Annotated in this window: 22 protein-coding genes; 7 read left to right on the forward strand and 15 right to left on the reverse strand. The window is 60.6% G+C overall.

All coding sequences use genetic code 11. The annotated features are described in order from the left end of the window. The 8 genes from B5M41_RS25735 to B5M41_RS25770 form a co-directional block, all read right to left on the reverse strand. Positions 1–175, reverse strand: a 175-nt coding sequence (locus tag B5M41_RS25735) for a transposase (protein ID WP_230640248.1), incomplete at its 3' end; no start/stop codon positions are given. Positions 176–693: 518 nt separating this feature from the next. Further along, entirely contained in the window at positions 694–1419 is a 726-nt protein-coding gene (locus B5M41_RS25740; protein ID WP_134650665.1) for a glycosyltransferase, read from the reverse strand. Positions 1420–1440: 21 nt separating this feature from the next. Beyond that, a complete protein-coding gene (locus B5M41_RS25745; protein WP_134650666.1) occupies positions 1441–3123 on the reverse strand; it encodes a hypothetical protein in 1683 nt (560 codons plus the stop codon). A 12-nt stretch (positions 3124–3135) separates the two neighbouring features. Continuing rightward, the gene (locus tag B5M41_RS25750; RefSeq protein ID WP_134650667.1) at positions 3136–4731 is read right to left on the reverse strand and encodes a hypothetical protein; all 1596 of its coding nucleotides are present in this window, start codon (positions 4729–4731) and stop codon (positions 3136–3138) included. A gap of 136 nt (positions 4732–4867) precedes the next feature. Beyond that, positions 4868–5197 carry a hypothetical protein gene (locus B5M41_RS25755; RefSeq protein ID WP_134650668.1) on the reverse strand — a complete coding sequence of 110 codons (330 nt, stop codon included), beginning with the start codon at positions 5195–5197 and terminating at the stop codon, positions 4868–4870. Positions 5198–5200: 3 nt separating this feature from the next. After that, a complete protein-coding gene (locus tag B5M41_RS25760; RefSeq protein WP_134650669.1) occupies positions 5201–5533 on the reverse strand; it encodes a hypothetical protein in 333 nt (110 codons plus the stop codon). Further along, on the reverse strand, positions 5503–6696 hold the full coding sequence (locus B5M41_RS25765; protein ID WP_134650670.1) for a hypothetical protein: 1194 nt from the start codon (positions 6694–6696) through the stop codon (positions 5503–5505). The genes B5M41_RS25760 and B5M41_RS25765 overlap by 31 nt, the downstream gene beginning before the upstream one ends. Positions 6697–6811: 115 nt before the next feature. Beyond that, positions 6812–7036 (reverse strand): hypothetical protein, encoded by a 225-nt coding sequence (locus B5M41_RS25770; RefSeq protein WP_134650671.1) that lies wholly within the window; start codon positions 7034–7036, stop codon positions 6812–6814. A gap of 161 nt (positions 7037–7197) precedes the next feature. On the opposite strand from B5M41_RS25770, the gene B5M41_RS25775 reads away from it, so the two are divergent. Beyond that, positions 7198–8433 carry a hypothetical protein gene (locus B5M41_RS25775; RefSeq protein ID WP_134650672.1) on the forward strand — a complete coding sequence of 412 codons (1236 nt, stop codon included), beginning with the start codon at positions 7198–7200 and terminating at the stop codon, positions 8431–8433. Positions 8434–8496: 63 nt separating this feature from the next. On the opposite strand, the gene B5M41_RS25780 is transcribed toward B5M41_RS25775, so the two are convergent. Genes B5M41_RS25780 through B5M41_RS25790 form a run of 3 tightly spaced genes read right to left on the reverse strand, consistent with a single transcriptional unit; the run spans position 8497 to position 9395 of the window. Continuing rightward, positions 8497–8817, reverse strand: a complete 321-nt coding sequence (locus B5M41_RS25780) for a hypothetical protein (RefSeq protein WP_134650673.1) — start codon at positions 8815–8817, stop codon at positions 8497–8499. After that, positions 8814–9137, reverse strand: coding sequence for a hypothetical protein (locus B5M41_RS25785; protein WP_134650674.1), 324 nt, complete (start codon positions 9135–9137; stop codon positions 8814–8816). Before B5M41_RS25785 ends, B5M41_RS25780 begins: the two co-directional genes overlap by 4 nt. A 48-nt stretch (positions 9138–9185) precedes the next feature. Continuing rightward, entirely contained in the window at positions 9186–9395 is a 210-nt protein-coding gene (locus tag B5M41_RS25790; protein WP_134650675.1) for a hypothetical protein, read from the reverse strand. A 200-nt stretch (positions 9396–9595) separates the two neighbouring features. Here B5M41_RS25790 and B5M41_RS25795 point away from each other — a divergent pair, with 200 nt between their 5' ends. From B5M41_RS25795 to B5M41_RS25810, 4 genes are all read left to right on the forward strand, one after another. Next, the gene (locus B5M41_RS25795) at positions 9596–9763 is read left to right on the forward strand and encodes a hypothetical protein (protein WP_160871425.1); all 168 of its coding nucleotides are present in this window, start codon (positions 9596–9598) and stop codon (positions 9761–9763) included. 141 nt (positions 9764–9904) lie between these two features. Beyond that, positions 9905–10096, forward strand: coding sequence for a hypothetical protein (locus B5M41_RS25800; RefSeq protein ID WP_134650676.1), 192 nt, complete (start codon positions 9905–9907; stop codon positions 10094–10096). A gap of 221 nt (positions 10097–10317) precedes the next feature. Further along, the gene (locus tag B5M41_RS25805) at positions 10318–11091 is read left to right on the forward strand and encodes an NAD kinase (RefSeq protein ID WP_134650677.1); all 774 of its coding nucleotides are present in this window, start codon (positions 10318–10320) and stop codon (positions 11089–11091) included. A 30-nt stretch (positions 11092–11121) separates the two neighbouring features. Then, positions 11122–11598 (forward strand): hypothetical protein, encoded by a 477-nt coding sequence (locus B5M41_RS25810; protein WP_134650678.1) that lies wholly within the window; start codon positions 11122–11124, stop codon positions 11596–11598. Positions 11599–11647: 49 nt separating this feature from the next. On the opposite strand, the gene prfB is transcribed toward B5M41_RS25810, so the two are convergent. From prfB to B5M41_RS25825, 3 genes are all read right to left on the reverse strand, one after another. Next, positions 11648–12779 (reverse strand): peptide chain release factor 2 gene (gene prfB, locus B5M41_RS25815; protein WP_134650679.1). Its coding sequence is split into 2 segments (ribosomal slippage): positions 11648–12709 and positions 12711–12779, totalling 1131 coding nucleotides; the frame shifts between segments, so codons are not numbered across the junction. A gap of 99 nt (positions 12780–12878) precedes the next feature. Next, positions 12879–15326 (reverse strand): penicillin-binding protein 1A, encoded by a 2448-nt coding sequence (locus B5M41_RS25820; RefSeq protein ID WP_134650680.1) that lies wholly within the window; start codon positions 15324–15326, stop codon positions 12879–12881. 279 nt (positions 15327–15605) lie between these two features. Further along, entirely contained in the window at positions 15606–16844 is a 1239-nt protein-coding gene (locus B5M41_RS25825) for an N-acetylmuramoyl-L-alanine amidase (RefSeq protein WP_134650681.1), read from the reverse strand. A gap of 632 nt (positions 16845–17476) precedes the next feature. Here B5M41_RS25825 and B5M41_RS25830 point away from each other — a divergent pair. Together B5M41_RS25830 and B5M41_RS25835 are read left to right on the forward strand one after the other, a co-directional pair. Beyond that, a complete protein-coding gene (locus tag B5M41_RS25830) occupies positions 17477–20365 on the forward strand; it encodes an Rne/Rng family ribonuclease (RefSeq protein ID WP_134650682.1) in 2889 nt (962 codons plus the stop codon). A 140-nt stretch (positions 20366–20505) separates the two neighbouring features. After that, a complete protein-coding gene (locus B5M41_RS25835; protein WP_134650683.1) occupies positions 20506–21270 on the forward strand; it encodes an SDR family oxidoreductase in 765 nt (254 codons plus the stop codon). A 75-nt stretch (positions 21271–21345) separates the two neighbouring features. Here B5M41_RS25835 and B5M41_RS25840 read toward each other — a convergent pair whose 3' ends face one another. Further along, positions 21346–22497 (reverse strand): pyridoxal phosphate-dependent aminotransferase, encoded by a 1152-nt coding sequence (locus B5M41_RS25840; protein ID WP_134650684.1) that lies wholly within the window; start codon positions 22495–22497, stop codon positions 21346–21348. Positions 22498–22503: the final 6 nt, after the last annotated feature.

Genomic DNA, 22503 nt, shown 5'->3' on the forward strand with positions numbered 1-22503 from the left:
GCCTGCGCCACCGATAAAGCAGATTGGGCGCGACGCCATGGCGGCGAGCGGTCGAAGATACCGTCTCGCCTGGTTCGAAACTCTGCTCAATGATCGTCAGCTTTTGCTCGGTTGTCCACCGCCTGCGGCGGACATCACCGGTCAGCAATTCAACGTGTCGATATGCGTTAGACATAAGCCTGTCCTCAAGCCTGTGCTTGAGCCTTTCTGCTTATGCCGACTGTCCGGTCGAAAGTGGGGGCAGTTCACACAGAAAGCACGCGGCATGTCCAGTAGACGCTCCCTATTCGCATGGTAGGTTGCATTGATAGACTGGAAAGGCATGGTTTCCCTATGCGCTCGCCGAGTCTCAACGGTCAAAAGGCTGCCAACTGTTATGGCACTTCGTCCTCTAACCACATCAACACCACGGCCTGCCGGCGCCTCTGCCAGCATGCGCGCATGACTCAAAGAGCCGCAATCCACCAAAAAGACATTTAACGCCTGGTCAAGGCTGCTGAGAACACCAATAAATTCGTCCGTATCGATATGCAAACGCTCGTCGCCACCGTGCTCCCGGCGAGCGAACGGCGCGGATCAACCCATGGCTATGCGCCGGATGGCAAAGAAGACTGCGGTGATGAGACGCAGAAGCTTCCCTGATGACTTCGCCTTGTAGCTTGACTCTAGCGTGCGATTTGCCACTGTGATCACCTATAACCCACTCATGTGCGCCCTTTGCGCGGCGATGTCGTCGGCAGTCCCACCCAAGATGTGAAAGTCGACATCAGGCATGCTTCGCGCGAGCTTATCGATCACCTCGATACCTTTGCCGGAATAAAGATGCCCGGCATACCCCGCCCGGGGCCTGTTACTTTCAAAAAGCAGTGGCTTCACGTCGTCGACACGGTCAGCCGCATCGGCGGCCACTATGAAGCAGGAATCAGGAAGGGAAAACTGCTTAGAAAGTTCAGTTTTGAGCGCATGCGAGATCACGACGATAGCCACGCAGTTCCGATGCCGGGCGACCGCCTCGAAGATGGTAGCGTAGCGTTTCGACTCCTCAGAAAAAGTGTCATGACGTTCAAGAATAACTCGCAGCCCAAGGTCAGCAGCAAGCAGCGCAGCTTCCGGAACCCGTGTGTACACAAGGTCCGGCCGCATTAAGCGAAGAATGCTTCGTAGGAAGAACCGGTGCGATCTAACAGCAACTCGGGGGAGTCGAATAGACGGTATCGTGACGTGACGAAAGCTTCTTTTGACACCGTAGTGTCGGAAGACATCGCGCACTCGAACTTTTGCCCGATCCACCTGATACGTTGGCGAAAGTAGAGTAACTTGGTGCTCATTCTCGGCCATGGCTGCGCACATTTTCATAACATGCACGCTATTAGCGGCCAGAGACGGCATTGGCCCAGAACATACGTATGCGATTTTCATGCGGCGCCCCAGCCGAGTGATCTACTCGGTGTCGGATAGATCAAAAACGGTGTATACGCCAGCGGAAAAAGCAACCTTGACTGGCTCGGACGGGCTCGATGCATTCCTAATAACTACATAGTCTGCTCCTGTCTCCTTCCCGAACTGTATCCATTGCGAAGTAGTCTGCGGCCCAGCGGGACGAGCGGCTAGTTCCTTGTATCGGCTGAGCAAATCTATCTTCTCAGCGAACAGCTTGTGATTCGAGTACGCTAGCCAGCCCATATCTTTCCAGCCGAAGGAAAGAGGGCGTTCTGCAAATGCTCGAATCCTTGGCCCCTGGTCCGGAGAGAAGAACATTGTATCTGGGCTTGTGGATCGGGCAAACTCCATAACATGCTCCAGGGGATCGCTTGTGTTTGAACGACACACGACTTGGAAGCGCACTAGGCATTTCAAGCCTTGCACTACACTGCGGCTCTGAGGCCAGATCGGTGGCCAGTATGCCGCCGCTAACCACATCACCAATAGCGCAATCGGAACGCTCGCCCGGAGTGCTGCTCCTCGCACCACGGCGGCGCAAGCCCAGAATGACACGAACAGAAGCACAGGCACTAGGTATCGAAGAGACCGAATAAGATCCAACTGCGAGGGAGCTCGGTCGCTGAGCCTAGCTAAAATATCTTCAGCGACAGGAATGCCCCCTCCAAAAAGCACGAGCCCTAGCCCAAACACCACGACAAAGAGTGCCTTCCTATCTCGCCGCGCGGCGGCCAAACACGCACCGGCGACGAAGATTGCGAGTAGTGCAACTCGAGGACCAGACAGTGCACGCGAAAATAGCGTCCAGATCCCTTGCAGTGGCTCGGAGTACCCTTGATCATATCGCATGAGCAAAGCTTCCCGCACGATGGACGGATCGGCGCCGGTAGCAGCCTGTGATATGCTTGAATAGTACATCCACATGTTGGGCAGCGCGATCGTCAAGAAGACCGCGCCACTTATTACACACAGCCAGACCGTTCGTAAAAAACCAGCCGAACAAAGCGAGGCCAGCCCCATAGCAAACATGAGCGAGAGTGCAACCGGTGGCGCTGAGGCGGGATGTATCCACATCCCCAGCCCAGCTAACCCAAATGTTACCAGCCAAAGGCGACTGTCAGTGTGAGCGCGAATGCCGAGCAGAAGCAAGAAGGGAAGTAATGTCGAGAACTGGACGCGGGGCTGTGGCTCATTGTAGAGGCCCCAATAATCCCCTACGATCATGGGCACCGCGACTGCGACGGTTAGCGCAAATAAGACCGACCACCAGTGGCTCGGCGACACCTCCTGAAAAAGCCGGTACCAACCGAACAGAAATAGGAACGTCACGATCGCGCCGAACACATGATACTCGAATCCGACGCCTCCTCCCCGCAGGTAGTCCGCAAGTTGGAAAAGGTAAACTGAGGCGTTTGTGTAGAAAGTGTAATTCTGCGGCGACGAGAAGACAAAGTCGTTTGCATACACCTCCGGCCTCAAGTCGGCGACCGCCCGCGTGAGTATCATAGTCATGTCACCGCCGAACGATGCAGCGATAGATCGCCCAAAAGAGGCGGAAAAATCCAAATACGCGATGAATGCGAACGCTAGGATCGAACATAGGGCCGGTCGCCCAGCGAACCAGCGGTGAGCACGGGCCGCGACCACCAGCACCGGCGCGAAACGAACTTTCAATTCAGACACAACCGCCTCCCGTCAGAGCGCTATCTCGTATCGCGCGGTCTTCACATCGGTCCGCGATACATAGCCCGACTGCGTTACCGACACACATCGACTCGTCACAACAAAGAAGTACTTTCTCACCTGTCTTAGGTCGATATTATCAAAGTCCGGAAACAGCCATGGCGCAGACCAAATGTGGTGTGGATAAATGTTGTACTTCGGATGACCATCGGCGCTAGCAAGACCGAGCATTCGGTAATGATGCATCTGGACAACCTTCGAGATCCTGTTGAGGTCTTCGGTTGGCAGATCCCACTCACTCGCTGTGGCGGGGCATGCTTCGTCGAGCTTCCTCCTAACGTCATCATGGCCCACGGTTCCCCAAGTTTTTGTCGGCAGAAAACCGTTAACGGGACGGGCAATGCGCTGTTGCGCCACGTTGATCGACTTCTCCAAAAAGAAGTTTGAAGGCACCCTCAGGATGGAGCCGGAAGCCGTTTCGACTTCAAAGTGAGCATCGTTGATCGCGCCGGTATCAAACCAAGCAAGCTTGACGATATTGAATGACAGTAACGGCGCTACCAGAACCAGAGCGCATCCGAAAAGTCTGATTGAAAATGTGGGGCCGTCCTTTAACCGCATCCGGCTAAATGCATAAACAAAAGCAAAGTTTAGTATCATCCATTTCCAAAAGAATATTGCTGTCAGGAGGAATATTCCAAAGTGCATAATATCGTAAAGCGATGTTAGCCACGCAGATTGGCGAAGAGATAACAAGCAGAACAACGAATAGAGTTGAATGACCAAGACAAAAGCGTTAAGAGGTGTATTTGACCAAACGAGTGCAGGAACCAGCCAATCTTGATCCTGCATCATATTCAGTACGGTAAATCCTCCGACATCCGATGCATGGATTGCTAGCATGAAAGTTGGATTTTCCGTTACCCAAGTTAAAAGCGAGCCACCAGGCAGGAAGAGCTTGAGCCATCCCGAGTGGAAATAGTTCGACAGGTGAACACCTGCCATCACGATGACCGCGCTGTTGAAAAACTGGCTTTTTTCAAGGACCGCAGCATCCGAAATTCGGTACCTTTTGCTCAACCAGTAGACGGATAGCAACAGGGACACGTACAATGCGAGATCAGGCATTATTATGAAGTCAGCACTCCACGGGGCTCCCAGCCCTGTAACCGCGTTTGTATGCAGCTTCGACCAAAACGCTGCCGTGGCGGGAATACATCCTAGGGTAGGCCGTGCAAATCCTAGCACGCCAAGCAAGACGGGCAACCAAACCGAGTTCAAAATTCCCGAAAGGCCGATGTCGTAAGTGGCATGCATACCGATCAAGTACGCCACGCAGCAGAAGTTAACAGACGCGCAAACCACTATGAAAGGACTAGGCAGCGACCTGATACCGACGGAGATGCCAGGAGCGATACACGCCAACAAGACAAGTAGAGAGAGCCACGAAGGTCCGAAATGGATGCCACCGAAAGTGTTAACGGCGTAAAAAATCGCCAGTGAGCCTGCCAACACCTTCAAACGCGAGCGGCTGACTCTATCCACCCGCTGAGAGATGTAATCCGAGATCGTTGTCGCCCATGCAATGAGTGGCGCCTGAGTAAGCATAGTTCCGCCCTACTATGAATTTCCCCTCACGCTGCAATATCGTGAATCGTCCAGCGGGTCTTCATCTACTTGGACCTTTTTTAGAGTCTGCTGACCTAAAATCGTCGATGCAGCAATCTGTCCTACCTGTCCGCTTCTAGATAAGGCTCGCCGATCGCCAGAAGTCGTCCATGTAGGCCGATGGGAAGCCCTGCATGGTGGCGAAATAGTCGACGAACCAGTTTGCCCGCATGAACGATGTCGCCCCGGCCAGAAGCATTCGAGCCTGCCACTCGATATCCTCGTCGAGGATCGCCGACACCAGGATATCGAAGGCCGCCGGCAGCGTACCGACGGTGATCGCCGCCAGCGCCTCTTCCTTTGTGATCATCTCGCGGTTTGCCAGTTCCTGAAAAAACTGACGTCGGGAAATCTCCGCCGGCACGTAGTCCTCGGCGACGACGTTACCCCATGTTTTCGGTGCCATGTCTCAGCTCCACTGCATGACGACGCCGGAAACGGCGATCAGTTTGTTGTTCTGGGTTCTGACGCGCCACTGCATCGCGGTCCCCGACGGCTGCGCGGAGATGTCGATATTTTGCGCCTCGAACACGTCAATTCCCGAGAAGGACGAGGCCAGGGCGAGATTTGCCGTCGTCCAGCTGATGCCGCCGTCGCGCGAGATGTCCGCCAGCAGATCGACATTGATTGTCGGTGCGCCCGATGCGATCTGCAATGACAGTCTACCCTTGGTCGGCGCGACCTGCGCCGTGTAGGACACCGATTTCAGGCTCATGTTCGTCGGCAGGTATGATGCGCGCATCGGACGGGCCCCGAACTGTCTTCCGTCCAACCTGACGTCGCGGGCCCAACGGGAGCATCCCCTGCCAGATATGCGCGAGCTGCCGACCGCGTGAGGATCGTTTGGCCCTGTATCTGGACCGCACCCACATGAAACGTGCCGGATGCAGGGACCTCAAATGGCGCCGGCAGGACGAAGTCGAACCAGCCACCGCCCGGATGAGCAAATGTGTGGGATTGAAGGACGGTGTAGTTCGTCGCGGAATTCCGCTGCACGATCTTGACGGTCACGTCGTTTGCGACGTTCGTCTGCACGCCAATGGACACCATTTTCTCGCCGTTTCGCAGGGCGAATACGCGCGATATCAAGGTGAAGAGCGACGCGCCCGTCGCCGAGCTTCCGTTGCCGTCTGTCTGCGCAGCCGGCGCCACGGGCATGTACCAGTCATTCGCGGCATCATAGGCAGCATTGACCGACGCGGCGGTATCCACGCCCGTCTCGTCATCGAACGCATCGGCAACTCCGCCGATCATGCCCAGCCGGCTTCCCTTCAGGTCGGCGATCTCAAGCGCCAAAAGGGCTTCGCTGCGGGTGCTGCCACCGGACGTGAAGCGAGGATCATCGCCGGCCGCGGCCGTGCCGGCAGTTGACCCGACGTTCATAGCGGCCGCGGCGCCGAGGGTCGGCTTGCCGGAGAGATCGGCATAGGCACCGCTGAATGGTATCGGGCCTTCCCGAAGCAGCTTTCCGGACGTTCCGTCGAAGACCGCAGGCCGTCCATTGATCGCGCCGGCCGGGCCAACGACATCGCCAGTTCCCGTCCCTTCGAGGCCCTTGGCGGCTACAAGCTCCCAGAAGGCATTCGATGTCGCCGGCAGGACCGGCGGCGCGTTGCCGAGCGTGTCCTGAAGCGCGATCCATGTCGAGCCGTTATCGCGAACGCCGTCGCGCTCAAGATAGGACGTGCCGGCATTATACGCCCCACGCCAGCGAAGCCCGGTCAGGCCGGCCGGGATCGTAAAGGCCAGATTGTAAGGGCCGCTGCCCGTCACGATCAGGCCTGCCGGCGTTCCCGGCGCGCCCGTGACAACAGGAGAGAACGTCAGCGACGGAGATGGATCCGCGGGCCCGACGCCATACGCGAAGGGCCCGGCCCAATCGCCTTCAAGGTTCGAAGCCTTCACCCACACCCCCCTTTCCGAACTGGTTTCAGTGCAAATGAAGGGGGGACGCGGATGCAGGAAAATCGGCCCCCTTTTAAACTTTGAGGGGGTGCCTCGATGTTTCACGGCCGATGTTTCACGCCTCGACCACCTTTGCCCTTCGCCCTCGCTTGGCCTTTGGCTTCTCGGCCGGCTGCGCTTCCCCTTCCCTCTGACTGCTCGCCTCGGCACCATCTACCTTGATGCCCTTTGCCCGCGCGATGGACGCGCCGCGGCTGATGGCATTGGCAAGCTCATGGTCGACGACGATCTCTTTCGTCTCCAGCCCCGCCAGCTTCGCCTCAATCGCATTGGCGTACACGAGCGCCTTCCTTTGCACATTCGCTTCTCGAACAATCGGCCAGCGCGTTGTCGCGTGCCGCCGTCGGCCATCTTGATTTCCTTGATTGTTGTTCAAACATTGCTTGCAATACTCCCGGGGAATTCCCACGTGGCAATTATAGAATTGGGGAGGAGATAAGATTGGACGCACTTTTCCACACGTGGGAACTCGGACAAACCGGCTGGGGCTCGCTTCATCGTATGCTGCTTGTGGCGGATAGCGTCACAATCTGGAGCCCAAGTTACAATCAGCTTGCTGATGCCGGTTCAAACTATGGCCTTGGGTACACCCCGGAAGAAATGCTCGAGCTCATTAGACTCGGTATAATTCAAGTTGGCACCCGGGAGGATTGGCTTAGTGGCACTACTCATCGTGAAAGCCTCGCGGCCAGAGGCTTTCGCTTCACAGAATGGAATGAATCCTTTGATGCCGAGATTAAAAAACTTGAAGGTGGGACCGTCACCATTCTCGATAAGCCCGACGTTGCGTCTTGGGTAAGGGAGCAGTTCGAACAGGAAACAAGCAGCTTCCAGGAGGCGGTTCGCCTTTATCAAGCAGACGCGTATGACAAGGGATGGCTCAACGTTGTCCGCATCAAGAATGGCAATGTGGACGAGTCCACAGTCGTCTGGCAGGCGTTAGACACTGCACGGCACCACTATCTCGCCATGAAGGATCTGGAGCTAAATGTGGGCGTTGAACCTTGGAGTGCCCCTTCCTTTTTCGACTTGGTCGGGCGTCACAAAAGTGAGCCTCTGGTTGGGGCAACTCCGTTCGTCGCCCCAACTGGATTCTCGTTCGAAAACCTATTGTTCGAGATGAACAAAACGCGATACTCGCGAGGCGAACGCCGCGACTTCAACAGGCACGTAGATTCTCTCCTAGCTTTCAAGGAGAACAACTTTCACAAACTGCTTCAGTCAGGCACAGACCACCTTCCGTCCGAGTCTCGCCTTGTGCGCGACCTGAAAAGGAAGATTAACGTTGCTATAGCTCGGCACTGTCGCGAGCCAAGCTGGGATCGCTACTCCAAGCAGATCAATCCCATCCTAGTTTCTGGACTTACCACTCTTGGTGCTGCGGCGGCGGCTTATGAAAGCAGCAAGGAGTTCACCCGCCGCGGGCTGCTTGATCAATTCGTCAAAGGAATTGTTGGCATTGCGATGGTGACAACCGCCGTAGACCAAGCAGACAAGACGGTCTCCAGCGCCTACGACGCAAATGCAGGATTATCCCCATCCATCAAATTAAATGACTATCAACAAGCCCTGTACTTAATGGTCAACGGAGAGCACCGGACGCGCTTGCAGACCGATCTGGCTGAAATCTTTTTAGCAGAGATAAAAAACGCCGCAACGTTGCTTCGGGCCCAATAATGGTGTCAATCCTTGAATTGAGAAGCCGGACCTAAGCCCGGCTCTCGTTTCGGGTATGCGGGGTTAGATTCCCGCTCGGGCGCCGATGTCAGGGTCGATGCGGCTGTAGGCTGCGACGGCGACAGGTGTGCTGGCAACGTTCAGGCTGGACGGCTCGACCGAACTTCGGCCGGCGGCGCGGATGATATCAGTGGCCGGGGCTTCGCTGGGAAGCGCGACGGCGACCTCGTGAACATGGAGAAAGGCCGGCTTCTCGATCGAGGCCTTCATGGCTTCGTAGGCGCCGGGATCGGTGGGCGTGGCCGCGACGGCCGGCGCTGCGATGGTGAAGGCCATGGCCGCAAGGGCGAGGCCGGCACAGACAAGACTACGAATGCTGTTCATGCTGGTTCCTTTCTGCTGGAGTGGAGGGGTAGCCGCGCGGTCTGTTTGGCGCGCTCCTCCTCAATGCGGACAAACCTCCGATATCGGTAATGCTGATAGTCGTTGAACATTTCCATTATGACGGCGCGAAGGTCAGCTTCCTGAAACTCAGTCGGCGGACCGTCCGGGCACAGTGTCACCACCTCGCTCACCCCGACGATTTTCTCTATCGACTTGAAGCCCTTGCGCGGTTCATGTCGGATGAAGACATACCCGACGAAGAGCGGATAGCGGCGCTCGCGAATGCGACGGCTGTTCGAATCAGGCGCGTCGAGGAGCACGTGCGATGACGCTTCTCACTCAGTCCGCATCAAACCAATATCGTGCGCTTATCGTTCGGTCGTGATCGTTTTCAGGTTGGTGACGACTTCCGCCTGCTCCTTGTCGCTCAGGACTTCCACATTTTCTTTCCAGAAGGTTGCGGCTTCGGCGGGCTCGTCGTCCCATTGGCGGGTCGAAACCAGGTTGTCGTCGAGCTTGGCCAGGCGCTTGCCGCCCAGTCTTTGATATTCTTTCGCTATATCCGCTGCATGGGTCATGACGGCCTCCTTTGTTGAGGAAGGAAACGGCAATGCCCCGCCGAGGTTCCGGACGCACGGCGATCGACAGCGAAGACCTGTTTATCGGCAGCCACCCATCTCCAGGACTCCGGAGTCCGACGCCGCGAATGCCGCTCTTTCGGCGCGCTCTTGCTTTTCGTTCCAAAATAGAACATATAGAGAACAAACAGAGATGCGATATGCAGAACGATACCCTTGATCGCGCGGTTGCCATCATCGAGGCTTGCCGGTCGCTTCGGGAGCGACAGGTCCAGAACCGCATGGAACTCCAGCGCAAGGCCGCGGCGGCCGCAAAACCGCTCTATGTGCTCAAGCACAAGACGCAACTCGAACTGCCGCTGCAGTGAACATCCGCGTGCGCGGATACGCCGCCAGACCTTGGATGCAGACACCTAACGCATTGCCGCAGGAGACTGACTGTCCTATAGGGCGTTTCACGGGGCGATGCGATCGGGCATCGCGACCAGCGCTTGCCTGGAGGAACGGACATGGCGGACAAGGAACCGGTTTCGCAGGTCACGGTCGAGAAGGACCGCAGGGGCCAATATTTCTTCGCCCTGACCTTTCGCGGCGTGACCTACCCTGTGACAGGGCCTTTTACCAACCCGCTCCAGGCTGCCGCCGCGGGACAGGCTGCACTCAAGAGCCTGGAAGCCCGTACGCCAGGTAAGAAAGCCTGACGGCCTGAGTTCCCCCGCGGCCGGTCCGCGGCTCGTCCGGTCTGTCATATTTTTCAGATGCACATTGCATAAAGGCGTGCAACAAGGATCGCCCGGGCGTGTTGCGTGCCGGCGATTTCGGGAAGGGGCAGTCGTCTTCACTGGATGACGGCAACGTCCCCCCGATAACATGAGTGAAGTCGGGCGAAGGCGGTACAGCCCAAGAGGAGACGGACGGACACATGGCGCGCCAGTTCAACACCTTCTCCTTCGTTGCGTCGCAGGCGGCTGAAGCGCAGGAAGCGCGTGCGGAACTGATTGCCGCCTATGGCAATACCGATCCGGAAGAGGCCGATGTGATCGTCGCACTCGGCGGCGACGGCTTCATGCTCCAGACGCTGCATACAACGATGAACACGGGCAAATGCGTCTACGGCATGAACCGGGGCTCCGTCGGCTTCCTGATGAACCGCTATGATGCGAAGGATCTTCCGGCCCGTGTCGAGCGGGCAGTCGAAAACGCGTTCCGTCCGCTTGAGATGGTCACGAGCGACGCCAGCGGCCTCGAGCGGCGGGCGCTCGCCATCAACGAAGTCTATCTGTTTCGCCAGTCCTACCAGGCGGCAAAGCTGCGCGTCAGCGTGGACGGCCGCGTGCGGCTGGAGGAGCTGATTTGCGACGGCCTGCTCCTGGCGACGCCTGCCGGCTCGACGGCCTACAATCTCTCCGCCCACGGGCCGATCCTGCCGCTGGAAGCGCCGCTGCTGGCGCTGACGCCGGTCAGCGCCTTCCGGCCGCGCCGCTGGCGCGGTGCACTGCTTCCCAACAAGGTGACGGTCGAGATCGAGGTGCTGGAGGCCGAAAAGCGCCCGGTGAACGCGGTCGCCGACAATACCGAGGTCAAATCGGTAACGTCGGTGCGAATCGCCGAATCGGTCGGCCTGGCGGCGCGAATCCTTTCTGATCCGGATCATTCCTGGTCCGACCGGATTCTCGCCGAACAGTTCGATTACTGATCGCACGACACTACCGGGAAGGAGTTCGCCATGAATGCGCCGACCAAACGGTTCACGCCAGCCGCCGCCATTGCTTTCTTCGCCCTTGCCTGCGCACCGGCCCAGGCCGCCGGCGACGCACCGCCCGTTGCGGAAACGGTCACCTTCGTCGTCAGCACGGGCTTCTGGGAGGAGCCTGCGGAGGAGACGGGATCGGAGGCGCGGCGCGGCTACTACAAGCTGATCGCCGTGCGCCAGCCGGATGGAACGGCCGAAGTGCATCTCCAGCAGATCGAGGCCACCGCGGAGGGGCCGAAGATCGCCTCCTCCACCGCGCTGGAGGAATTTTCCGCGATAAAGCCCTATGTGACGGATATCCGCCCGGAAAACTCGTCCGGCATCACGACACAGCCGGGTTTCTTCGCGACGGTCTACCTGAAGACGGATCCCAAGGCGAGCGAACCCGAGAGCTGGACGGTGCTGATCGACGATCTCGGCGAGATCAAGGTGGAGCGCGCCACAAACTGAAACGGGCGCCGAAGCGCCCGTCTGCAATCGCTCACCTGCCTGTCAGGTATCAGTTGAGGTCATCGACCACGGCATCGCTGCCGCCGTTCACGCGGTGCGCCAGCGCGGCTTCCATGAACTCGTTGAGTTCGCCGTCGAGCACATCCGATGGTGCCGTGCTTTCGACGCCGGTCCTGAGGTCCTTGACCAGCTGGTAGGGCTGGAGGACGTAAGAGCGAATCTGGTGACCCCAGCCGATATCCGTCTTGGAAGCGGCCTCGGCATTGGCGGCGTCTTCGCGCTTCTTCAGCTCGGCTTCGTACAGGCGTGCACGCAGCATGTCCCACGCCTTGGCGCGGTTCTTGTGCTGCGAACGCTCCTGCTGGCAGGCCACCACGATGCCGGTCGGAATGTGCGTGATGCGCACGGCCGAATCGGTCGTGTTGACGTGCTGCCCGCCGGCGCCGGACGAACGGTAGGTGTCGATCCGGCAGTCGCTTTCGTTGACCTCGATGTTGATCGAGTCGTCCACGACCGGATAGACCCAGATCGAGGAGAACGAGGTGTGGCGGCGCGCATTGCTGTCATAGGGCGAGATGCGCACGAGGCGATGCACGCCCGATTCCGTCTTCAGCCAGCCATAGGCATTGTGGCCCTTGACGAGCAGCGTGGCGGACTTGATGCCGGCCTCTTCGCCGTCGTGGATTTCCAGAAGCTCCACCTTGTAGCCCGACCGCTCCGCCCAGCGCGTATACATGCGCAGAAGCATGTTCGCCCAATCCTGGCTTTCCGTGCCGCCGGCGCCCGAATGCACTTCGAGATAGGTGTCGTTGCTGTCGGCCTCGCCGGAAAGCATGGCCTCGACCTGCTTGCGCGCGGCCTCGACCTTGACGGCCTTCAACGCCTCCTCGGCTTCGCTGACGATGGATGCATCGCCCTCTTCCTCGCCGAGTTCGATCAGCTCGATATTGTCACGAAGCTGCTGTTCGATGGCCCTCACGGCATTGATGCTCTCGTCCAGCTGCTGGCGTTCGCGCATCAGCTTCTGGGCTTCCTGGGCATCGTTCCAGAGGTTGGGATCCTCTGCCTTGTTGTTCAACCAGTCCAGTCGTCTTACCGCCTGATCCCAGTCAAAGATGCCTCCTCAGCAGGCTTATGGCCTGCTTGATTTCGTCGACGATATTCTCGATTTCCGCGCGCATGTCCGTTTCTTCAATGCTCGTGTTTCGGTGGCCCCGAAATAGAGAGGGCGGGCGCGGATGTAAACCCCCGCGCCCGCCCTCAAAGGAATGCGATATGGATCAGAACAGGCCGCCGCTGCCGCCCGTTACGGCCTGGTTCGCCTGCGGCGAGCTCTTCAGGATTTCCTCCGGCGTCGCATACTCGTCGCCGCCGATGACCGAGAAGACATCGGCCGGGCCCGTGCCGGGCTTGAAGGCTTCCATGATGGTATCCGGCTCGCCTTCATAGGCCTGCATGCCCGTCTTGCGGTTGACGGCGATGAACTGCATGCCCTCGGGAACGATGAACTTGGTGGGACGCGTGCCCTCCAGTGCCGCCTGCATGAACTCGTTGAAGATCGGCGAGGACAGCGAGCCGCCAGTCGCGCCACGGCCCATCGGCGCCGGGCTGTCGAAGCCGATATAAAGGCCGGCCACGAGATCCGGCGTATAGCCGACGAACCAGGCATCCTTCTCGTCGTTGGTGGTGCCGGTCTTGCCGGCGACCGGACGGTCGAGCTTGATCTTGCCGGCGGCGGTGCCGCGCGTGATGACGCCTTCCATCATCGAGGTGATCTGGTAGGCGGTCATCGGGTCGAGAACCTGCTCGCGATTGTCGACGAGCTCCGGCTCGGCCTGGTTTTCCCAGTCATTGGCATTGCAGTTCTCGCAGGTGCGCTCTTCATGCCGGAAGATCGTCTTGCCGTAACGGTCCTGAATACGGTCGATCAGCGATGGCTTGATCTGCTTGCCGCCGTTCGCCAGCACCGCATAGGCCGAGACCATGCGCATGACGGTCGTCTCGCCGGAGCCGAGCGACATGGCCAGAACCGGCAGCATCTTGTCGTAGATGCCGAAGCGCTCGGCATATTCGGCGACGAGGTTCATACCCATGTCGTTGGCAAGGCGAACGGTCATGAGGTTGCGCGAGCGCTCGATGCCGAGACGCAGCGTCGACGGACCGGCCGAGCCGCCACCGTAGTTCTGCGGGCGCCACACCTGGCCGCCGGCGACGATCTCGAATGGCGCGTCCATGATCACCGACGCCGGCGTATAGCCGTTGTCGAGAGCGGCCGCGTAAACGAACGGCTTGAAGGACGAACCCGGCTGGCGCATTGCCTGCGTGGCGCGGTTGAATTCCGACTGGCCATAGGAGAAGCCGCCGACCATGGCCAGCACGCGGCCCGTATGCGGATCCATGGCAACGAGGCCGCCCTGTACCTTCGGCGGCTGACGCAGGCGGTAGCCGCCGTCTTCGGTCGGCTCAACATAGACGACATCGCCGACTTCCAACACGCCCGCCGGCGACTTCGCCGTCTTGCGGTCTCCCTTGGCGGAACGATAGGCCCAGGTCATGCTCTTGGCTGCGATGCGGCCGGTCACACGCTGCTCGACGACCTTGCCGGATGCATCCTTGCCCGGCTGCAAGCCGATATCGGCGCCACTGTCGTCTGCCGACAGCACGACGGCGAGCTTCCATTCCGGCACATCGGAGAAGGCGTCGATCTTGGCAAGCTCGACACCCCAGTCGCCACCGATCTGAATGCTCTTGATCGGGCCGTGGAAACCGCGACGCTCGTCATAGCTGATCAGGCCGTGCTGCAACGCCTTGCGCGCGGCGACCTGGATGCGCGGATCCAGTGACGTGCGGACCGAAAGGCCGCCTTCATACAGCGCGTTGTCGCCATAACGCTCGATGATCTGGCGACGCACTTCTTCGGAGAAGTAATCGGAAGCAAAGAGATAGGTGCCGCGATGGCGCGGCGTCACGCCGAGCGGCTGCGTCTTGGCGTCTGCGCCGTCGCTCTGGGTGATATAGCCATTCTCCACCATGCGGTCGATGACCCAGTTGCGGCGCTCGAGCGCTGCCTCGGTCCGGCGGAACGGATGGTAGTTGGACGGGCCCTTGGGCAGCGCGGCCAGATAGGCCGTCTCGGCGATCGTGAGTTCCGTGACGGACTTGTCGAAATAGGTGAGCGCCGCGCCGGCGATGCCGTAGGAATTCAGACCGAAGAAGATCTCGTTGAGATAGAGTTCGAGAATGCGGTCCTTGGAGTAGGCCTGCTCGATGCGGAAGGACAGGATCGCTTCCTTGACCTTGCGGTCCATCGTCTGGTCCGACGAGAGCAGGAAGTTCTTGGCGACCTGCTGGGTGATCGTCGATGCACCGACGGGACGGCGGCCCGAGCCCATATTCTGGAGGTTGACGACGATGGCGCGGAAGAGGCCGGTCACGTCGACGCCGGGGTGCTGGTAGAAATTCTTGTCTTCAGCCGACAGAAAGGCGGCCTTCACCCGGTCGGGAATGGCCTGGATGGGCAGGTAGAGGCGCCGTTCGCGGGCATATTCGGCCATCAGCGCGCCGTTGCCGGCATGGACACGCGTCGTCACCGGCGGCGCATAGCTGTTCAAGACCTCATAATCGGGAAGATCCTTGGTGACACTTCCGAGATAAAGGGCGACCGCGCCTGCCACGACGAGGAAGAAAACGGCGCCAATCCCGAAGAAATATCCAATCAGTCTGATCATGAGCCAGTTACCGATGCCTTATGTCTTTATAATTTCGTCGCGCGGACCTGCCGGCCGGTCTTCACCGACGCGACGACATGCGTCACGCCGGCACTCTGAAGACGAGTCACGCCTCAATTTTCTCGAACCCGTCTAGCGATCGGAATGTGAGGAAAATAGGGCTTTACAGTATGCTTGCCCGCTTCGCCACCGCACATTGGCGACCGTTGTCACTTTTCCGGCACAGCAGCCAAACTAGCATATCGCGCATCGCCTTGCCGCTACTATCGCACGAAAGGCTTAACCGCCGTTGGAGGCAACGGTTGTGCGGTAATCCTTCACGGCCTCGGCGATGAGGCCGGCGACCTTCTTTTGCCATTCCGGATCGGTCAGAAGCTTCTCGTCTTCCTTGTTCGACATGAAGCCGAGTTCGAGCAGGATCGACGGCACGTCCGGCGCCGTCAGCACGCGAAAGCCGGCATGCCGGTGCGGATTGTTGATCAGCAGGACCTGGTCCTTGAACTTGCCGACCACGCTCTGCGCCAGATTGATGGAGAAGGCCTGGGTTTCGCGGCGCGTCAGGTCGAGCAAGATGTCGGCGACCTCGGCCGGTTCATCGACAAAGGCGATGCCGGCGATCTGGTCCGACAGGTTTTCACGCTCGGCCAGGCTTGCGGCAAGGCTGTCGGAGGCCTTGTCGGAGATCGTATAGACCGTCGCGCCGCGGATATCCTTCTGCCGCAGCGTATCGGCATGGATGGAGATGAGAAGGTTCGCGCCTTCGCTGCGGGCAAGCTGCACGCGCTGCGAGAGCGAGAGGAATTCATCCTTGTCGCGCGTCAGGATGGCGCGCGTATCCGGCAGCGCGTTCAGCGCTTCGGCCAGCTGCTTGGCAAAGGCGAGCGTGACGTGCTTTTCCTCCATCTTGGTGACGCCGCCACGCGCGCCGTTGTCGATGCCGCCGTGGCCTGCGTCGACCGCAATGACGAAGGGACCGTCGGCCTTGCTGCCGGGCAGCTGGACCGGCAGGTCGCTGCCGGCCTGCGCGGACACTTCCTTCCAGCTCTGCTTTTCCATCTGCGCCTGGAAGACCGTCTCGGTGACGATGGCCGCGTCGATGACGAGGCGGTGGCTGGACGCCCCCTCCTCCTGCTGCACCTCGGCCAGCGCCACGCCGACCGGACGGGTCGCCGTCAGCACGATGCGGGAGCGGCCGGCGGCCATGGCGCCGTAGCGGATGTCCGTGAAGATGCCGCGCGCCTCCAGCTCCTCCGCCTTGATGCCGAAATCCGTCTGCGGCAGGTCGATGAGGATACGGTAGGGATTGGCGACGTAATGCACCTCGAAATCCGGCTTGCGGTCGAAATCGATGATCAGGCGGGTGCGCGCGTCATCACCGGCGATGCGGGCGGCGAAGGCGAGCAGCGGCGACGCGTCCGCCGACGCCGCGAATGCCCCTGCGGGCACGCAAAACAGCAGCGCGGCGAGAAACAGGCCCGGGACAAGCCGGGAAAATCTGTGGTTCAGGGAGCGTAGCATCACCACTGGCAGTCCGTTCAAACGCGTGAAAACCGCGCGATGCGGTGCAGGACGAGGCCTATAGATGCTATCATATGGTTAATCAAATCTTGCGATCCCGCGCACACGCTGCAAGCGCGCACACAGACCGTCAATTGGATCAAGATTATGACGCAAGGGCTTTTCCCTTGCCATTGTGACATATCCGCCATAAAAGCAAAATCAGGGAGAAAGAACAGACGGGATAGAATCGCTTAGAGCAGGCAGCCAATCCATCGGAACTTGGCGCCGAACCGGGCCTTCATCCGCCGTCGCAAACCTTTTTCCCGGCCGATTAGATCGCGTAAACCGGCGGTGGCCGGAACAGTCAAGGTGGTTATCCACCGCTCGCCCTTACCCAAGGGCATTTCATCGGACCGAACAGGTCTATGGCACTGGCATTCTCGTTGGACGTTGATGTTGTCACGGCGGATTCATTCAGAGGGTAACAGGCAACGGGACGCTCGCGTGCCGGCCTCCCTTCGTCCGCTTACCCCTCACCGGGGCCCGACGAGACCTTACTTATCCGGCGCATCCCTCTCCTCCCCCGGCTCGTTCCCCTCAGGGAAAAGCTCGCCGCCAGGATTGCGGCTGCGCCGAGGAGCACAATTTAAATGGCAGAGAAAATGCTTATCGACGCGTCTCACTCCGAGGAGACGCGGGTTGTCGTCGTACGCGGGAACCGCATAGAAGAGTTCGACTTCGAATCCGAACACAAGAAACAGATCCGCGGCAATATCTACCTTGCCAAGGTGACGCGCGTGGAGCCCTCGCTCCAGGCTGCTTTCGTCGACTACGGCGGCAACCGCCACGGCTTCCTGGCCTTCGCCGAAATCCATCCCGATTACTACCAGATTCCGCTGGCCGACCGTCAGGCGCTGCTCAAGGCCGAGGCCGAGGATCATCGCCGCGATGACGATATCGAGCCGGTCGAGACCGCCCCGCACGCATCCGGCAGCGGCGATAACGAATCGATCGCCGATACGATCGAGACCGTGGAAGCCGAAGCCGTAGAAGCCGTCGAGGAAATCCAGGCCGAGCCTGCCGCCGAGCCGGAGGTCGTCGAAGCCTCCGCCGATCTCGCGGCGGAACCCGAAGCGCCCGCCGAAAAGCCGAAGAAGGCACGTCGCCCCCGCAAGGCCAAGGCGAAGGCCGAGGAGGCTCCGGCCTCCGAGGAAGCCGCTTCGTCCGAAGGCAGCGACGACGAGACGCCCGGTGGCGCCATGGCCATGGCGGTCGATACCGACGAAGTGTCCGAGCCCGCCGAGCGCAAGCGTGGCCGCCGCCATCGTGACGACGACGATGATGACGACGACCACAATGGCGAAGAGAAGGAAGTCATCGAATCCGTCGGCGCCGAAGACGCCATGGAAGAGGTTCCGGATCGCGTGAGCCGCAAGCCGCGCAAGCAGTACCGCATCCAGGAAGTCATCAAGCGCCGCCAGATCCTGCTCGTGCAGGTCGCCAAGGAAGAGCGCGGCAACAAGGGCGCTGCTCTCACCACCTACCTGTCGCTGGCAGGCCGTTACTCGGTCCTGATGCCGAACACGGCGCGCGGCGGCGGCATTTCCCGCAAGATCACCAACCTCCAGGACCGCAAGCGCCTGAAGGAAATCGCCCGCGACCTCGAGGTCCCGCAGGGCATGGGCGTCATCCTGCGCACGGCCGGTGCCAACCGCACCCGCGTCGAGGTCAAGCGCGACTTCGAATACCTGATGCGCCTGTGGGAAAACGTCCGCACGCTGACGCTCGCCTCCACGGCCCCCTGCCTCGTCTATGAGGAAGGCTCGCTGATCAAGCGTTCGATCCGCGACCTCTACAACAAGGACATCAGCGAGATCGTCGTTGCCGGCGAGGAAGGCTACCGCGAAGCCAAAGCCTTCATGAAGATGCTGATGCCGAGCCATGCGAAGGTCGTCCAGCCCTATCGCGACGTGCATCCGATCTTCTCGCGCTCGGGCATCGAAGCCCAGCTCGACCGCATGCTGCAGCCGCAGGTGACGCTGAAGTCCGGCGGCTACATCATCATCAACCAGACCGAGGCGCTCGTCTCGATCGACGTCAACTCCGGCCGCTCGACGCGCGAGCACTCCATCGAGGAGACCGCGCTCCAGACGAACCTGGAAGCGGCGGAAGAAGTGGCGCGCCAGCTGCGCCTGCGCGACCTTGCCGGCCTCGTCGTCATCGACTTCATCGACATGGAGGAGAAGCGCAACAACCGGGCCGTCGAGAAGCGCCTGAAGGACCATCTCAAGAACGACCGCGCGCGCATCCAGGTCGGCCGCATCTCGCATTTCGGCCTGCTCGAAATGTCGCGCCAGCGCATCCGCGCCTCGGTTCTCGAATCGACCATGCAGACCTGCCCGCACTGCAACGGCACGGGCCATATCCGCTCGCAATCGTCCGTGGCGCTGCATGTCCTGCGCGGCATCGAGGAATATCTCCTCAAGAACACCACGCACAACATCACGGTGCGCACGACGCCCGATATCGCGCTCTACCTGCTCAATCACAAGCGCGGCACGATCATCGACTATGAAGGCCGCTTCGGCGTGGCGATCCTCATCGATGCGGACGCCCATGTCGGCGCGCAGCATTTCGCGATCGACCGGGGCGAGCCCGTCGAGAACCCGGTCAAGATCGAGCAGATCCTGCATTTCGAGCCGGAACCCGAAGACGACGACGTCGTGATCGAAGACGAGATCGACGAGGAAGAGGAAGAAGCAGCACGCCCGGCCGCAACCGCCGCGGCGAGCCAGTCCTCCGCATCCGATGAAAACGGCCGCAAGCGCAAGCGTCGCCGCCGTCGTCGCGGCCGTGGCCGTGAGAACGGCGACGGTGCCGATACCGCCTCCTTCGGCGGCGAACAGGCCGGCGACGAAGACGCACTGGATGACGACGACGCGGAAGGCGACGCCGAGGGCCTTGAGGGCGCGGAAGCCACCAAAGCCGACCAGTCTTCCGAAGACGGTTCGGATCGCCGCAAGCGCCGCCGCCGCGGCAAGCGCGGTGGCCGTCGCAACCGTCCGGAAGACGGCAGCGTCGAGGCTTCGGCCGACGGTTCCGACGAGGATGGCGATGACAGCGAAGGCGAGGCCGGAGAGGTTGTAGCCGTCGAGGTCGACGTGACCGAAGTCGCTGCCCCCGTCGAGGAAACTCCGGCCGAGGTTGCAGCGGAGGACGCGTCGGCCAAGCCCAAGCGGGCACGCCGCAGCCGCGCCAAGGCCAAGGAAGAGGCCGTGACCGACGAGGTTGCCCGCAGTGAGATCGAAGCGCAGCCGGCGGCTGTCCCTGAAGAGGCGGAAGTGCCTGCGGAGACGGAAGTCGAAGAGGCCTCCGAGGACCTCGATGCGCCCGCCAAGCCGACCCGCGCCAACCGCGATATCAACAAGATCGCGTCGGAGCCCGTCGTGAAGTCGTCCACCGCCAAGGAGACGCCTTCGGACAACGAGGCCGACAAGCCCAAGAAGGGCGGCTGGTGGCAGCGCCGCGGGTTCTTCTGAGAACTCTTGGACAATCTTGACTTCAGAAGGCCCGGTTTCGACCGGGCCTTTTTCGTTCTCGGGGCCGCACCTGTATCGGGTGGTTGCCCGCCCCGTCGTCTGCGACACGGATGTCCTTGGACAGAGCAAGGAGACATTCCATGACACGCCTTTCCGGCAAGGTCGCCATCATCACCGGAGCCAGTTCGGGCATCGGCCGCGCCGCCGCACTGCTTTTCGCCCGTGAGGGCGCGAGCCTCGTTCTTTCCGCTCGTGGCCGTGAACGGCTCGAGGCCGTCGCGCAGGACATCCGCGCACAGGGCGGCAGAGCGATCGCGCTATCCGGCGATGTCGGCGAGGAGGCGCACCACGAGGCGCTCGTCGCCGCAGCGCAGGCAGAATTCGGCGGCCTCGATATCGTCTTCAACAATGCCGGCGCCACCGGACCCGTCGGTGCGCTTCCCGCGCTTTCGCTCGCGGACTGGCAGGCTGTCGTCAACGTCAATCTCACGAGCGGTTTTCTTGCGGCGATGCATCAGCTGCCGGCGATGGAAGCGCGCGGGGGCGGCTCCATTGTCTTCACTTCAACGTTTGTCGGCTACACCGCAGGCTTTCCGGGGCTGGCGGCCTATGCCGCCTCGAAATCCGGCCTCGTCGGCCTCACCCAGGTTCTCGCTTCGGAGTATGGCCAGAAAGGCATTCGCGTGAACGCGCTCCTGCCCGGCGCGACCGACACGCCGATGGGCCGCCACGTCGCCAATACGCCGGAGGCATTGGAATTCGTGGCGAGGCTCAATGTCTTCAAACGCATCGCCGCGCCGGAGGAAATTGCCGAAGCCGCACTCTTCCTGTGCTCGGATGCGGCCAGCTTCATGACCGGTACGGCGATGCTGGTCGATGGCGGCGTATCGATCAACCGGGTCTGAGTAAGCGATTCAGGTGCCTGAGAAAGTGAGTCCGCCTGTCGCGGCAAGTCCCTGAGACGGAATCGCTTTAAGCCATCAGGCCAGCCAGCGCGCGAGGCGGTCGACCGCCTCGTTCATCTCCTCGAAGGCGCCGGCATAGGAAAAGCGCATGGTGTGGTTGCCGTCGCGCGGGTCGAAGTCGATACCGGGCGTGGCGGCCACATCGGTTTCGGCCAGCATGCGGCGCGCGAAGGCCATGCTGTCATTGGTGAAACGGCTGACATCCACATAGGCATAGAACGCGCCGTCCATGGGAGACGCGATGGAAAAGCCGATTTCGGGCAGGCGCTTCACCAGAAAATCCCGGTTCACGCGGTAGGCGTCGCGATAGACGTTCAGCTCCGCCTCGGCCCCCAGCGCCGCTTCCGCCGCGATCTGCGACAGTTCCGGCGCCGAGATGTAGAGGCTTTGCGCGATGCGCTCGACGGGGCGTACCAGCTTTTCCGGCAGCACCATCCAGCCGATGCGCCAGCCGGTCATGCAATAATATTTCGAGAACGAGTTGATGATGACGGCATCCTCGCCGAATTGCAGCGCCGTCGCCTCCTCGCCGACGAAGGTCAGCCCGTGATAGATTTCGTCCGAGATGAAGGCGATGCCGTTGTCGCGGCAGTACGCGGACAAGGCAGCGAGATTGGCGCGACCCGTTACGGTGCCGGTCGGGTTCGCCGGGCTTGCGAGAAGCACGCCATCGATACGTCCGTGCGCGGAAGCCGCGGCCTCCAACGCCTCCGGTGTCAGGGTAAAGCCGTTTTCCGCATTCACCTCGATTTCCACCGTCTCGATGCCGAGCGCGGCGAGGATGTTGCGATAGGCGGGATAGCCCGGGCGTGCGATCGCCACCCGATCGCCGGCGTCGAACAGCGCGAGGAAGGCGAGGTTGAAGCCGGCGGAGGAGCCCGTGGTGATCGCGATGCGGGCGGGATCGACCGTCACACCATGGCGATGCCGGTAGAAATCCGAAATGGCGCTCCGCAGGGACACGAGGCCAAGCGCGTCCGTGTAGCCGATGCGGCCCACGTCGAGAGCACGGCGCGCGGCTTCGCGGGCGGCCTGCGGCGCGGGATGGACGGGCTGGCCGACCGCCATGGAAATGACGGGCCGGCCGGCGGCGCGCCGCCTGGTCGCTTCGGCAAGAACGTCCATGGCGTGGAAGGGTTCGACGGCGCCGCGCGCGGAGAGCTTCATGAGGTT

Origin of the sequence: Shinella sumterensis, assembly GCF_004514425.2 — a bacterium.
Lineage (GTDB): Bacteria > Pseudomonadota > Alphaproteobacteria > Rhizobiales > Rhizobiaceae > Shinella > Shinella sumterensis.

What these genes read in the sequence shown, in the direction of transcription:
- B5M41_RS25780 (WP_134650673.1), bottom strand. Translation starts at nt 8,817, where the DNA reads ATGAACAGCATTCGTAGTCTTGTCTGTGCCGGCCTCGCCCTTGCGGCC.
- B5M41_RS25755 (WP_134650668.1), bottom strand. Translation starts at nt 5,197, where the DNA reads ATGGCACCGAAAACATGGGGTAACGTCGTCGCCGAGGACTACGTGCCG.
- B5M41_RS25820 (WP_134650680.1), bottom strand. Translation starts at nt 15,326, where the DNA reads ATGATCAGACTGATTGGATATTTCTTCGGGATTGGCGCCGTTTTCTTC.
- B5M41_RS25835 (WP_134650683.1), top strand. Translation starts at nt 20,506, where the DNA reads ATGACACGCCTTTCCGGCAAGGTCGCCATCATCACCGGAGCCAGTTCG.
- B5M41_RS25805 (WP_134650677.1), top strand. Translation starts at nt 10,318, where the DNA reads ATGGCGCGCCAGTTCAACACCTTCTCCTTCGTTGCGTCGCAGGCGGCT.
- B5M41_RS25740 (WP_134650665.1), bottom strand. Translation starts at nt 1,419, where the DNA reads ATGAAAATCGCATACGTATGTTCTGGGCCAATGCCGTCTCTGGCCGCT.
- B5M41_RS25810 (WP_134650678.1), top strand. Translation starts at nt 11,122, where the DNA reads ATGAATGCGCCGACCAAACGGTTCACGCCAGCCGCCGCCATTGCTTTC.
- B5M41_RS25795 (WP_160871425.1), top strand. Translation starts at nt 9,596, where the DNA reads ATGCAGAACGATACCCTTGATCGCGCGGTTGCCATCATCGAGGCTTGC.
- B5M41_RS25825 (WP_134650681.1), bottom strand. Translation starts at nt 16,844, where the DNA reads ATGCTACGCTCCCTGAACCACAGATTTTCCCGGCTTGTCCCGGGCCTG.
- B5M41_RS25790 (WP_134650675.1), bottom strand. Translation starts at nt 9,395, where the DNA reads ATGACCCATGCAGCGGATATAGCGAAAGAATATCAAAGACTGGGCGGC.
- B5M41_RS25750 (WP_134650667.1), bottom strand. Translation starts at nt 4,731, where the DNA reads ATGCTTACTCAGGCGCCACTCATTGCATGGGCGACAACGATCTCGGAT.
- B5M41_RS25840 (WP_134650684.1), bottom strand. Translation starts at nt 22,497, where the DNA reads ATGAAGCTCTCCGCGCGCGGCGCCGTCGAACCCTTCCACGCCATGGAC.
- B5M41_RS25800 (WP_134650676.1), top strand. Translation starts at nt 9,905, where the DNA reads ATGGCGGACAAGGAACCGGTTTCGCAGGTCACGGTCGAGAAGGACCGC.
- B5M41_RS25830 (WP_134650682.1), top strand. Translation starts at nt 17,477, where the DNA reads ATGGCAGAGAAAATGCTTATCGACGCGTCTCACTCCGAGGAGACGCGG.
- B5M41_RS25760 (WP_134650669.1), bottom strand. Translation starts at nt 5,533, where the DNA reads ATGCGCGCATCATACCTGCCGACGAACATGAGCCTGAAATCGGTGTCC.